Origin of the sequence: Streptomyces viridosporus, assembly GCF_002078235.1 — a bacterium.
Taxonomy (GTDB): Bacteria; Actinomycetota; Actinomycetes; order Streptomycetales; family Streptomycetaceae; genus Streptomyces; species Streptomyces viridosporus.
On the sequence record NZ_MSGP01000657.1, the window covers coordinates 1 to 13,538 of the forward strand.

Genomic DNA, 13,538 nt, shown 5'->3' on the forward strand with positions numbered 1-13,538 from the left:
GCGGCGCGGTGGGGGGTGCGGCGGGCGCACGGACCCATGTTTGTTGAAACTTCACGCATCGGTTAGTGTCGAATTTGAAAGTTCAACCTTTGATCTCTCCGTCCAGAAGGGCACCCGTCTGATGACTTCCACGCTCGACCGCACCAGCTCCTCCGCCGCCGTCGGCGTCGAGGGCACCTCCTCGCACGCCTACGACGCAGGGCTGCTGGTCCTGCGGGTGGGCCTCGGGCTGATCATGGCCGCGCACGGCGCGCAGAAGCTGTTCGGCTGGTTCGGCGGTGGCGGGATCGAGGGCACGGGACAGTTCTTCGCGATGGTCGGCTACCCCTCGGGCGAGGCCATGGCCCTGATCGCCGGACTCTCCGAGACCCTGGGCGGGCTCGCCCTCGCCCTCGGCCTGCTCACTCCGCTGGCCGGCGCCGCCGTTCTCGGCACCATGATCAACGCGATGGCCGTCAAGTGGGGCGGCGGCTTCTTCGCCCCCGACGGCGTCGAGTACGAGCTCTTCCTGGCCGTCGCCGCGGCCGGACTGGCCCTCACCGGCCCCGGCCGGCTCGCCGTCGACCGCTTCCTGCCCGTGCTGCGGGTCCACCGGCTCACGCACGGCGTCGCCGCCGTCGTCCTCGGTGCCGTGGTCGCCGGCATCGTCCTGCTGGTCCGCGGCTGACGACGGCCGACGACGGCTCCGGGCCGCGGCGGCCGGGGGCGCGCGGCCGGGGGCGCGCGGCCGCCCGCCCGGTCCGCCGGGCCGTACTCGGCGGTCCGGGCGGGTGCCGGGTCCGTCTCCCGGGGGGTGGAGGCGGCCCGCCGGTCGGTGCCGGCGGGCCGTCCCGGAGAAACACGAGGGCCTTCCGGGGCCGGTGGTGGATGTCGTGATCCACACCGGCCCCGGAAGGCCCTCACTCGTTCAAGCACCCGGCGAGCGGGTCACCGGCGCCCCGGAACGGCGTTCCTAGGCCCGCCCGGCCGTCTTCTGCGTCTTGCGGGTGACCGCGTCGATGACGACCGTCGCCAGCAGCACACCACCGGTGATCATGTACTGCACCGGGGAGGCGATGCCCTCCAGCGCGAGGCCGTACTGGATCGAGATGATGACCATCACACCGAGCAGCGCGTCCCAGGTGCGGCCGCGGCCGCCGAAGAGGGACGTACCGCCGATCACGGCCGCGGCGATGACGTTCATCAGGAACTCACCGGTGCCCGCGCCCTGGTTGGCGGAGGCGATCTTCGAGGCGACGAAGAGGCCGCCGATCGCGGCGAAGGTGCCGGCGATCGCGAAGACCGAGATCCGGACCAGGTCCACGTTGATGCCGGCGCGGCGGGACGCCTCGACGCTGCCGCCGAGCGCGAAGACCTTGCGGCCGTAGGCGGTGCGGCGCAGCACGAAGTCCGTGACCAGCAGGACCGCGAGGAAGATCACCACGGCCAGCGGCAGGCCCTTGTACTGGTTGAAGACGATCGCCACGGCGAACGCCAGGACGGCGAGCAGCACGGTCCGCACGATGATCTCGTTGAGCGGCCGGGACGGCACACCGGCGGCCTCGCGGCGGCGGTTGTCGAAGAAGGCGGTGAGGAAGTACCCCGCGGTCACGACGATCGCCAGGCCGTAGGCGGCGGCCACGTCGGAGAAGTAGTAGCTGGTCAGCTGGGCGACCAGGCCCTCGGAGTCGAGGTTGATGGTGCCGTTGTCGCCCAGGATCTGCAGCATGAAGCCCTGCCAGAACAGCAGTCCGGCCAGCGTCACGGCGAAGGCCGGGACGCCGATGCGGGCGAAGACGAAGCCGTGGATGGCTCCGGCCACGGTGCCGGTGAGGACGGCCAGCACCAGGGCCAGCACCTCGTTCATCCCGTGCGTGACGCTCAGCACCGCGAAGGTGGCGCCCGCGACACCGCTGACCGAGCCGACCGACAGGTCGATCTCGCCGAGCAGCAGGACGAAGACGATACCGACCGCGATCATGCCCGTGCCGACCATGGCGACCGACATGTCGGAGAAGTTGCCCGCGGTGAGGAAGTTGGAGTTCAGGCTGGTGAAGATGGCCCAGATGATCAGCAGGCCCACCACGACGGGGAGGGAGCCGAGGTCACCGGCCTTCATCTTCCGCTTGAACTCGTTGACGTAGCCGGCGAGACCCTGCTCGCGCACGAGCAGCCGGGGGTCGACGGCGGCGACCGCCGCGGGGGCCGCCTCGGGGTTCTCCACGACGGGTTCCTCGGCGGGCGTCGTGGTCTTGTCGGTGCTCACTTCTTGATCTCCCCATTGGTGCGCGCCGCACGACGGGTCACGGCGTTGTCCGTGGCGCCCGTGATGGCGGAGATGATTTCTTCCTGCGAGGTCGACTTGACCTCGAACACGCCGTTGTTGCGCCCGAGGCGCAGCACGGCGACCTTGTCCGCGACGGCCTTCACGTCGGCCATGTTGTGGCTGATGAGGATGACCGCGTGGCCGCGCTCGCGCAGCCGCTCGACCAGGTCGAGGACCTGCGCGGTCTGCTCGACGCCGAGGGCGGCGGTGGGCTCGTCGAGGATCACCAGCTTGGGCTCGCCGAGCATGGACCGGGCGATGGCCACGACCTGGCGCTGACCACCGGAGAGCGAGGCGATCGGGATCCGGACGCTGGGGATGCGGATCGAGAGGGTGTCGAGGAGCTCGCGGGAGCGGCGCTCCATCTCCACCTCGTCCAGGACGCCGCGCTTGCGCAGCTCCCGGCCCAGGTAGAGGTTGCCGACGACATCGATGTTGTCGCACAGCGCGAGGTCCTGGTAGACCGTCGCGATGCCCAGGTTCTGGGCGTCGTGCGGCTTGCCGATCTGTACGGCCTTGCCCTCCCACTCGATGACGCCCTCATCGATGGGATGCACGCCGGCGATCGTCTTGACCAGCGTGGACTTTCCGGCGCCGTTGTCGCCCACCAGGGCGACCACTTCACCGGCGTGGACCTCAAGCTCTACGTCGGTGAGCGCCTGGACGGCACCGAACCGCTTGGAGACCCCGCGCAACGCCAGCACGGGCGTAGCGGACACGTGAACCATCTCCTTCGCCGCCTGACCCGGCGGAAGGTTGTGCAGAGAATTTGGGGGGGTGTTCCGTCCGGCGCCCCGCGTAGCTTGCGGGGCTGGTGTGTGCGGGGCGCCGGCGGAGCGCGTGGCAGTCGGTCCCGTACGGGGAGCCCGGATCACGGACTCCCGCTCGGGTCACGGGACTTCGGGACTGCTTACTTCAGACCGATCTTGTCGCAGGCGGCCTTGTACTTGCCCGTGCAGATCTCCTGAACGGTGTAGACGCCGTCCTTGATCACGGTGTCGTTGATGTTCTCCTGGGTCAGCGAGATGACCGGGACGAGAACGGAGGGGACACCCTTGGTGGTCGGGCTGTCGACCTTGTCCTTGGCGATGGAGTCCAGCGACTTGCCCTGGGCGAGCGCGACGGCCATCTCCGCGGCGACGTCCGCCTCCTGCGGGTACGGCTTGTAGACGCTCATGTACTGCTCACCGGTGATGATGCGCTGCACGCCCGCGAGTTCGGCGTCCTGGCCGGTGACCGGGATGTTCTTGAGGCCGGCGGCCTTCAGGGCGGTGATGATGCCGCCCGCCATGCCGTCGTTGGCGGAGTAGACGCCGATGATCTCCTTCTTGCCGAGGGCGGAGATGGCGCCCTCCATGTTGGCGTTGGCGTTCTCCGGCTTCCACTCCTTGGTGTCGTACTCGCGGCCGATCTTCACCTTGCCGTCGAGGACGGAGTGGGCGCCCTTCTTGAACTGGGCGGCGTTCGGGTCGGTGGAGGACCCGTTCATCATGACGATCTGGCCGTCCTTGGCCTTGTCGCCCAGCGCCTTCAGCAGGGCCTCGCCCTGGGTCTTGCCGACGGTCTCGTTGTCGAACGAGGTGTAGGCGTCGATCGGGCCCTGCGCCAGTCGGTCGTAGGCGACGACCGGGATGCCGGCGTCCTTGGCCTTCTGCACCGAGTTCTTGATGGCGGCGGCGTCCACCGCGTCCAGGATCAGCACGTCCACCTTGTTGGTGATCATCGTGTCGACCTGCTGGTTCTGCAGGGTGGCGTCCTGCTTGGCGTTGGCGTAGACGACCTCGCCCTTGTTGTTCGTCAGCTCCTTGATCTTCTTCTCGATCAAGGGCTTGTCGAACTTCTCGTACCGCGCGTTCTGGTTCTCCGGCAGGAGCAGACCGACCTTGATGGCGTCGCCCTTGCCCTTGGCAGCGGCGTCGCCGGAGTCCTTCTTGCCGTCCGACTCGGCGGCGCTGCCACAGGCGGCCAGCGAGACGGCCATCGCACCCGCGGCGATGGCGACGGCGGCACGACGCATACGCTTGTTCACTTCTTCAAACCTCCCTGACGAGGCCGCGTCGTTGCGGCCGAGGTGGATGGAAGTCAACTCGGCCGCATGTGCGACGTCAAGAAGTAAATCCTTAACGAGATGGCAACGGTGCCATCCGTTCTCTAAGTGAAGGCAGGAGTGGCCATCGCCGGCGACCCGGCGGCGGTGCCGTCAAGAAGGGTCGAATCGCCCATCTCGCTCAGCGCGAGGGCCAGCGCTCCGAGCACCTCCGCACGGCCCCCCAGCGCCCCGGGGAGAACGGACAGTTGACGTGCCGCGCTGGGGATCGCGTAGCGGCCGACGGACTCCCGGATCGGCCCGAGCACCAGCTCACCGGCCTCGGCGAGGTCACCGCCCAGCACCACCCGGCTCGGGTTCAGCAGGTTGCAGAGGTTGGCGACCCCGCTGCCGATGTGGCGGCCGACGTCGGCGATCACCCTACGGCACCCCGGGTCGCCGTCCCGTGCCAGCCGCACCACGCCCTCCATCGTCAAGTCGCTTCCGTGGCTGGGCTGGAGCAGCGGCAGTACGTAGCGTGCGGCCGTGAAGGTCTCCAGGCAGCCGCGGTTGCCGCAGCGGCAGACGGGGCCGGACTCGTCGAGCGTGATGTGTCCGATCTCTCCCGCGGTGCCGCCGGGACCGCGGTAGATCTTCCCGCTGATCACCAGGCCCGCGCCGACACCGCTCGCCACCTTGATGTACGCCAGGTCGCGCACCCCCCGGCCACTGCCCCAGACCAGCTCGCCGAGGGCGCCGAGGTTCGCGTCGTTGTCCACGTACACCGGTACGCCGAGCCGCCCCCGCAGCTCCTCGGCGGGCTTGGTGCCGGTCCACCCCGGCAGGATCGCGGTCGAGCCCAGGCTCCCGGACTCCACGTCGATCGGGCCGGGCACGCCGAGGCCGATCCCGGTGATCTTGGACCGGTCCACCCCGGTGGCCGCGATCAGCCGGTTGACCAGCTGCTCCGCCCGGTCGAAGCCCTGCGTCGAGGAGGCGTCCACGTCCAGGGGCTCGGACTCCTCGGCCAGCACCTGGTGGGCGAGGTTCCCGACCGCGACCCGCAGATGCGTGTGCCCGAAGTCGACGCCGATGACGATGCCGGCGTCCCCGCTCAGCGAGACGCTGCGCGCCCGGCGCCCGCCCGCCGACGTGGGCGTGACCTCGACCGTCCCGCTGCCCTTCAGTTCCCGGACGATGTTGGAGACCGTCGCCGCGGACAGGCCCGTCGTCCTCGCGATCTCGGCCTGGGTGAGGGAACCCGCAAGACGTACTGCTCGGACGACCCGCTCCAGGTTGGCTCGGTGCAGCGACGACTGCGACCCCGGAGTCTCCACGACGACCTCCTGCGCGCGGGGCCGCTTCGATGAGACCCCGTTCATGTCCAACTAGTGAACTCTAAGCTGAGCTGTTCGTGTCGCCTCCCGTCAAGAGGTTGAACCGTTTCCGGGTACATCCGAGTACCCGGACACATACACGAACGCCGCCCCCGGAGGCGGGAGCGGCGTGTGCGGAAGCGGTTCCGGAGGGTTACTTCAGCGCCCCCGCGGTGAGGCCCTGCACCACCTGGCGCTGGAAGACGATGTACGCGGCGAGCACCGGGAGCATGGCCATCACCAGGCCCGCGAAGAGGCCGGACCAGTCCCCCTTGTAGCCCTGGCTGACGGCCAGCTGCACCAGGCCCTGGGTGAGGACGTGCTTGTCCTCGTCGGTGTTCAGCACGGTGGGCAGCATGTACTGGTTCCACTGCCCCAGGAAGTTGAAGATGCCCACGCTGATCAGGCCCGGCTTGGCCATCGGGAGCATGATCTGGAAGAACGTCCTGGTGTGCGAGGCCCCGTCCACGAACGCGGCCTCCGCCACCGAGCTGGGCAGGGTCCGGAAGAACGCGGTGAGGAAGAACACCGTGAACGGGAGCGAATAGGCGATGTAGACCAGGATCAGCCCGTGGATCGTGTTCAGCAGTCCCATGTTGTTGACGACGTAGAACAGCGGGACCAGGGCGAGCATGATCGGGAAGCTCATGCCGCCGATGAACAGGTAGTAGATGAACCGGTTGCCCGGGAAGTCGAAGCGGGCGAGCACATAGGCCGCCATCGACCCCAGCACCAGCGTGCCGATGAGTGAACCCCCCACCACCAGAACGGTGTTGAGGAAGTAGTCGCTCATGTGGGCCTGGGTCCAGGCCCGCGACCAGTTGTCGAAGTGCAGCTTGTCCGGCAGCGACCAGGGCGAGCCGAAGATGGAGGCGTCGTCCTTGAAGGACGTCATCACCGCCCACACCAGCGGCATGACCACCATGATCGCCCAGATGACGAGGATCCCGTGCGAGAAGACGTTGAGGACGGTGCCCTCTTTCTTCTCCTTCGGGGCCGCGTCCGCCGGGACGTCGGTCTTGGTGAGGACGGCACCCGGCTCGGCGGGGACGGGAGGAGGCGTCTCGGTCGTCTTCATCGTTCAGTACTCCAGCCGCTCGCGCCGCCCCAGCCGCATCACGACGGCGGCGAAGGCCAGCGTGACGACGAGCAGGGCGACACCGATGGTGGTGGCATAGGCGGCCTGGCCGTCGCGGAAGGCCTTCTGGTAGACGTACAGGACCAGGACCGTGGTCGAGTAGTCGGGACCGCCCGGGCCGGTCGTCATGATCTGTACGACTGCGAACGACTCGGCGCCCAGGGCGAGGATGCCCATGTAGACCCAGCCCGACTGCACGGTGTCCCACAGCAGCGGCAGGGTGACGCGGAAGAAGGTGGTGACCCGGTTGGCGCCGTCCAGCAGCGCGGCCTCGTACAGCTCCGCCGGGATGGACGCCATGCCCGCGGAGAAGAGGACCACGAAGAAGCCGACCGTGGACCAGACCAGCACCGCCATGACGGCCCACAGGGCGAGGTCGGGGTCGCCCAGCCAGAGCGGCTGGACCCCGTCGAGCCCGACCGCCCGCAGGACCGAGTTGATCGCGCCGCTGTCCGGGTTGTACGCGAACGCGAACAACAGGGCGACGATCGCGATCGAGAGCACCTGCGGGAAGAAGTAGACGATCTTGTAGAAGGCGGAGCCGCGCACCCCGGAGATCACCGGGCCGCCGCGCCGCCGCCGGCCGCCCACATTGATCATGAAGGCGAAGAAGAGGGCCAGACCGATCGTCACCACCGGCAGCAGTAGGGCGAACAGCAGGCTGTGCTGCAACGACTTCCAGAAGATGTCGTCGTCCAGCATCCGTTCGTAGTTGGCGAACCCCACCATCGTGAAATCGGGACTCAGACCGGTCCAGTCGGTGAACGAGTAGTAGATCGACTGGATGAACGGCCAGATGACGAAGAGCGCGTACAGCCCCAGGGGAACCGCCAGGAACCCCACGATGAACCGGTACTTGCCGTGCTGCATTGCTACCGACCCCGTTCTGCGCGCGGGTGCCGCCGGGGTCCGTCCGGCGCGGGTGCGCCGGACGGACCCCGGTGACGGGTCCTCACTGGTGCTTGTAGTGCTTGATCGACGAGTCCTTGGCCGTCTCGTCGGCGAAGCCCTGGATCTTCTTGATGGCCTCGGCCGGGGTGATGCGGCCGGCCATCATCTCGCCGAGTCCGGAGACACCGATCTTCTCCTTCTGCAGCTGCACGTACCAGTCCTGCAGGCGCGGGTTCACCACGTTGTCACCCGCCTTGTCCAACGCGGCGACACCGGCCTGCAGACCGGGCGTGAGCTCGATGCCGTCGGTGCCGCCGTTGTACGCCGTCAGGGACTTCACCTTGCTGGTGAAGTTCTTCGAGGACGCCTCGCTGAGCATGATGCGCAGCTGCTCCATGCCGCCGGCGCCGTTCTTCGCCTTGGCCGGGACGATGAAGGGCTCGCCGCCGGAGGCCCAGATGGTGCCGAAGGGCAGCTTGTCGGAGGAGTCGAGACCGGTGGGGGCGGAGACGGCGAGGCCGAAGTCGGCGGGGATGACCTTCGCGGACTCGTTCTCCACCCAGGAGCCGTTCGGGAGGAACAGCGCCTTGCCCTGGGCCCAGGCGGTCTGGGACTGGATGTGGTCCAGGCCCGGGGTCCCCTTGAGGACGTAGCCCTTCTTGTAGAGCTCGTAGTAGGCCTCGAAGCACGCCTTGACCGCCGGGTGCTTCCAGGCGTTCGGCTCGAGGTTGTCGATGGCGTCGAGCACCTCGCGACCGCCGACCTTGCCGATCATCGGGTAGAGCGAGAAGGGGAGGTAGTACGGGTACTTGCCCGCGTACGTCCAGCCCGCCATGCCCTTCTTCTTGGCCTTCGCGCAGACCGCGAGCATCTGGTCCCAGGTCTCCGGGTACTGCTCGTCGAGCGAGTCCAGGGCCTTCTGCGAGTACCAGACGCCGTACACCGTGTAGGCGTAGTAGAGGATCCACACCTTCTCGCCGTCGAACTGGCCCATCTCCACGATGCCGGGGCGCAGGGTGTCCCGGACCTTCTTGCCCGGGTCGTCGTACGAGGGGGCGTCCAGCAGCGGGGTGAGGTCGGCGAGCTGGTTCTTGCCGACCAGCACGCCCATGTCCATCTGCTCGGCGCCGGAGTTGTCGATGAGGTCGGGCGGATTGCCCTGGTTGAACCGCGGCTGCAGGGTGGACTGGATCTTCTGGGTGGCGGAGAAATCGACCTTCGCCTCGGGGAAGTTCTTCTCGTAGACCTTGACGGCGTCCTCGGCGTACTCCTTGCCGAAACCGCCGTCGAACAGCACGAATTCCATCTGCGCGCCGTCATTGACGCCCAGTGGGTTCTTCGCGGTCTTCTTGCCCGCCTTGGCCTTCTCCTGGTCCTCCCCGCCCCCGCTGGCGCACGCGGACAGGAAACTCATCGTCGGTACGGAAATCAGGCCGAGCGCGGCGGACCGCTTGATCAGAGCGCGGCGGCCGACGCCGGTGGTGCTCTTGTCGCCGGCGCCGGTGTTCTCGGCGGAAGTGGATCCCATGCTCAAGTCCTCGCCTTCTCCAGGACTCAGGCGGTGAACCGGATCCTTCCCGGCACCGCGTTCGGGTCAAGCTGGGTCGTGCAGGAAGTGCGGCTGGTACGGGGTGCACCGGTGGCGCCGCGGCGCCGCGGGTGCGGGACGTTCCTCGTGGTACGCGTCGGTGACGATCGGGTGCTGTGAAGATGCCCCGGAGTGCCGACAGGTATAGTCCACTTTCCGCCAACGGAGCAAGATCGAATGCAAGGTTCCCCGCGGGTCTTTTCCGAGTTGAGACCTCGCGGGAATACGAGCGGCCGGCGCGTCCCTTCGAGGGAGAAAACCTCGCCGCCGGGCTTGAATGCCGCATTCAACACCCTTGACACCAGAGGCCACTTGGCCCACTACTGGTGCTTGCGCATCGAGGCTGACAACGTTGTCCAGCGCAGGGAGGGTGCTCGCGCATGCAGCACAGGGTTCGGCACGGATGGGGAACGGCGGTCGTCGCGGCGGCCGCCTTCGCTTTGGCCGCGGGCTCACCGGGAGTCGCGGTGGCGCTGCCCCAGGCGCCGCCGAAGGCGGACCGGGAGTTCGCCTCGTCGTTCGAGTCCGGGGACCCCGCTCCGGACTGGTTGAACACCGTCGACACCACACGCCGCGGCGGCAAACGCGCCTCGGGCGTCGACGGCGGCTACAGCACCGGCATTCCGGGCAATGTCACCGACCACGTCACGGACGTCCGCGCCAGCGCGGAGAACACCGGCGGCGGGGAGGTGAAGGAGAACCTCGTCGACGGCGAGCCCGGCACCAAGTGGCTGGCCTTCGCGCCCACCGGCTGGGTGGAGTTCGACCTGGACGCACCGGTCGAGACGGTCCGGTACGCGCTCACCTCGGCCAACGACCACGCCGAACGCGACCCGCGGGACTGGACCCTGAAGGGCTCCGCCGACGGCAAGGAGTGGAAGACCCTCGACACCCGTTCGGGCGAGTCCTTCGCGGAGCGGTTCCAGACGAAGACCTACGACCTCGACGCGTCGGCCGTCGCCGCCCACCGGCACTTCCGCATCGAGTTCACGAAGAACCACGGCGGCGACATCATCCAGCTGGCCGACGTCCAGTTCTCCACCGGCGACAGCGAGGGACCCGTTCCGCAGGACATGCTCTCGCTGGTCGACCGCGGCCCGAGCGGATCGCCCACGGCCAAGGCGGGCGCCGGATTCACCGGAAAGCGTGCCCTGCGTTACGCCGGCCGGCACACCGCCGACGGGCGGGCGTACTCGTACAACAAGGTGTTCGACGTCAACGTGGCGGTCGACCGGAACACCCAATTGTCGTACCGGGTCTTCCCCTCGATGGCCGACGGCGACCTCGACTACGACGCCACCCACGTCTCCGTGGACCTCGCCTTCACCGACGGCACCTACCTGAGCGACCTGCGCGCCACCGACCAGCACGGGTTCCCGCTGACCCCGCGGGGACAGGGCGCGTCGAAGGTCCTCTACGTCAACCAGTGGAACAACGTGGTCTCCCGGATCGGCTCGGTGGCCGCCGGCAGGACCGTCGACCGGATCCTGGTGGCGTACGACTCCCCCGAGGGCCCGGCGAAGTTCCGGGGCTGGCTGGACGACGTGGCGCTGCGGCGGGTGGCCCCCGAACGGCCCAAGGCCCACCTCTCCGATTACGCCGTGACGACCCGGGGCACCCACTCCAGCGGCGCCTTCTCGCGCGGCAACAACTTCCCCGCGACCGCCGTGCCGCACGGCTTCAACTTCTGGACCCCGGTGACCAACGCCGGGTCGCTGAGCTGGCTGTACGACTACGCGCGCGGCAACAACGCGGACAACCTGCCGACGATCCAGGCGTTCAGCGCGAGCCACGAGCCGAGCCCCTGGATGGGCGACCGGCAGACCTTCCAGGTGATGCCGTCCGCCGCCTCCGGGAACCCGGACCTGGGGCGTGAGGCACGGGAACTCGCCTTCCGGCACGAGAACGAGACCGCCCGGCCGTACTACTACGGGGTGCGGTTCGAGAACGGCCTGAAGGCCGAGATGACGCCCACCGACCACGCGGCGGCGCTGCGCTTCACCTACCCCGGCGACGACGCGGCCGTGCTGTTCGACAACGTCACCGACCAGGCCGGGCTGACGCTCGACCGGGAGAACGGGACCGTCACCGGCTACTCGGACGTCAAGTCCGGGCTGTCCACCGGCGCGACCCGGCTGTTCGTGTACGGCGAGTTCGACAAGCCGGTGACGGAGGGCTCCGCGGAGGGCGTCAAGGGCTTCCTGCGGTTCGACGCCGGCAAGGACCGCACCGTCACGCTGCGCCTGGCCACCTCGCTGATCGGTGTCGACCAGGCGAAGGACAACCTGCGCCAGGAGCTGCCCCGCTCGCGGTCCTTCGAGTCGGTCAGGCGCAGTGCACAGCGGCAGTGGGACGAGCTGCTCGGCAAGGTCGAGGTGGAGGGCGCCACGCCGGACCAGCTGACCACCCTCTACTCCAGCCTGTACCGGCTGTACCTCTACCCCAACTCGGGCTTCGAGAAGGTCGGCGGGACGTACAAGTACGCCTCCCCGTTCTCGAAGATGCCGCAGCCGGACACCCCGACGCACACCGGCGCCAAGATCGTGGACGGCAAGGTGTACGTGAACAACGGCTTCTGGGACACCTACCGGACCACCTGGCCGGCGTACTCCCTCCTGACCCCCTCCAAGGCCGGTGAGCTGGTCGACGGGTTCGTGCAGCACTACAAGGACGGCGGCTGGACCTCGCGCTGGTCCTCCCCCGGCTACGCCGACCTGATGACCGGCACCTCCTCGGACGTCGCGTTCGCGGACGCGTACGTCAAGGGCGTCGACTTCGACGCGGAGGCGGCGTACGACGCGGCGGTGAAGAACGCCACCGTGGTGCCCCCGTCCTCGGGCGTGGGCCGCAAGGGCATGGCGACCTCGCCGTTCCTCGGCTACACCGGCACCGAGACGCACGAGGGCCTGTCGTGGGCGCTGGAGGGCTACCTCAACGACTACGGCATCGCGAAGATGGGCGAGGCCCTCCACAAGAAGACGGGCGACAAGCGCTACCAGGAGGAATCGGCCTACTTCCTCGACCGCGCCCAGGACTACGTCAACCTCTTCGACTCCGAGGCCGGTTTCTTCCAGGGCAGGAACGCCGAGGGCGACTGGCGCGTGGAGTCCTCCACGTACGACCCGCGCGTGTGGGGCCACGACTACACCGAGACCAACGGGTGGGGCTACGCCTTCACCGCCCCGCAGGACAGCCGCGGCCTGGCCAACCTCTACGGCGGCCGGGACGGCCTCGCGGACAAGCTCGACGAGTACCTGGCCACCCCGGAGACGGCCTCCCCGGAGTTCGTCGGCTCCTACGGCGGCGTCATCCACGAGATGACCGAGGCGCGGGACGTCCGGATGGGCATGTACGGGCACTCCAACCAGGTCGCCCACCACGCCCTGTACATGTACGACGCGGCCGGGCAGCCCTGGAAGACGCAGAAGAACGTGCGCGAGGTGCTGTCGCGGCTCTACACCGGCAGCGAGATCGGGCAGGGCTACCACGGCGACGAGGACAACGGCGAGCAGTCCGCCTGGTACCTGTTCTCCTCGCTCGGCTTCTACCCGCTGGTGATGGGCAGCGGCGAGTACGCCATCGGCTCCCCGCTGTTCAAGAAGGCGACCGTGCACCTGGAGAACGGCCGCGACCTGGTCGTCAAGGCGCCGAGGAACAGTGCGGAGAACGTCTACGTGCAGGGGCTGAAGGTCAACGGCAAGCGCTGGAACTCCACCTCGCTCCCCCACGCGCTGATCGCGAAGGGCGGCGTCCTGGAGTTCGACATGGGCCCGCGTCCGTCGGCGTGGGGCACGGGCGAGGACGCCGCCCCCGTGTCGATCACCCGGGACGACGAGGTGCCCACGCCCCGCAAGGACGTGCTGAAGGGCGGGGGCGCCCTGTTCGACGACACGTCGGCGACCGGCGCCACGGTGTCCACCGTGGAGCTGCCCGTCACCGGGGAGACGAAGGCGGTGCAGTACACGCTGACGTCCGCGGACGCCGCCGAGGCACCCACGGGCTGGGTGCTGCAGGGATCGGCCGACGGGACGACGTGGACGGACCTGGACGAGCGGGCGGAGGAGTCCTTCCGCTGGGACCGGCAGACCCGGGCCTTCTCGATCGCCGAGCCGAAGGCCTACGGCCACTACCGGCTGGTGCTGACCGGTGAGGCCGTGCTGACGGAGGTGGAACTGCTGGGCTGACGCGTCCGAGGACGCGTCAGCCCAGCAGTT

9 protein-coding genes are annotated in these 13,538 nt (G+C 68.6%); 2 read left to right on the top strand and 7 right to left on the bottom strand.

All coding sequences use genetic code 11. The features are described from left to right. Nucleotides 1–121 precede the first annotated feature (121 nt). Nucleotides 122–667 (top strand): DoxX family protein, encoded by a 546-nt coding sequence (locus B7L92_RS35110; protein ID WP_081241263.1) that lies wholly within the window; start codon nt 122–124, stop codon nt 665–667. Nucleotides 668–952: 285 nt separating this feature from the next. On the opposite strand, the gene B7L92_RS35115 is transcribed toward B7L92_RS35110, so the two are convergent. From B7L92_RS35115 to ngcE, 7 genes are all read right to left on the bottom strand, one after another. Then, nucleotides 953–2,245: a sugar ABC transporter permease gene (locus B7L92_RS35115; protein ID WP_081241264.1), complete on the bottom strand. Its 1,293-nt coding sequence runs from the start codon at nt 2,243–2,245 to the stop codon at nt 953–955. Continuing rightward, nucleotides 2,242–3,033 (bottom strand): ATP-binding cassette domain-containing protein, encoded by a 792-nt coding sequence (locus B7L92_RS35120; protein WP_039830834.1) that lies wholly within the window; start codon nt 3,031–3,033, stop codon nt 2,242–2,244. Before B7L92_RS35120 ends, B7L92_RS35115 begins: the two co-directional genes overlap by 4 nt. 182 nt (nt 3,034–3,215) lie before the next feature. Next, nucleotides 3,216–4,322 (bottom strand): ABC transporter substrate-binding protein, encoded by a 1,107-nt coding sequence (locus B7L92_RS35125; RefSeq protein WP_081241265.1) that lies wholly within the window; start codon nt 4,320–4,322, stop codon nt 3,216–3,218. 134 nt (nt 4,323–4,456) lie between these two features. After that, on the bottom strand, nt 4,457–5,668 hold the full coding sequence (locus B7L92_RS35130; RefSeq protein ID WP_004982042.1) for an ROK family transcriptional regulator: 1,212 nt from the start codon (nt 5,666–5,668) through the stop codon (nt 4,457–4,459). Nucleotides 5,669–5,861: 193 nt separating this feature from the next. Continuing rightward, complete coding sequence (locus tag B7L92_RS35135) at nt 5,862–6,785, bottom strand: carbohydrate ABC transporter permease (RefSeq protein ID WP_081241266.1); 924 nt, start codon at nt 6,783–6,785, stop codon at nt 5,862–5,864. A 3-nt stretch (nt 6,786–6,788) separates the two neighbouring features. Next, nucleotides 6,789–7,715, bottom strand: a complete 927-nt coding sequence (locus B7L92_RS35140) for a carbohydrate ABC transporter permease (protein ID WP_081241267.1) — start codon at nt 7,713–7,715, stop codon at nt 6,789–6,791. A gap of 82 nt (nt 7,716–7,797) precedes the next feature. Next, the gene (gene ngcE, locus B7L92_RS35145) at nt 7,798–9,264 is read right to left on the bottom strand and encodes an N-acetylglucosamine/diacetylchitobiose ABC transporter substrate-binding protein (protein ID WP_081241268.1); all 1,467 of its coding nucleotides are present in this window, start codon (nt 9,262–9,264) and stop codon (nt 7,798–7,800) included. A 440-nt stretch (nt 9,265–9,704) separates the two neighbouring features. Here ngcE and B7L92_RS35150 point away from each other — a divergent pair, with 440 nt between their 5' ends. After that, nucleotides 9,705–13,508 (top strand): GH92 family glycosyl hydrolase, encoded by a 3,804-nt coding sequence (locus B7L92_RS35150; protein WP_081241269.1) that lies wholly within the window; start codon nt 9,705–9,707, stop codon nt 13,506–13,508. Nucleotides 13,509–13,538 lie beyond the last annotated feature (30 nt).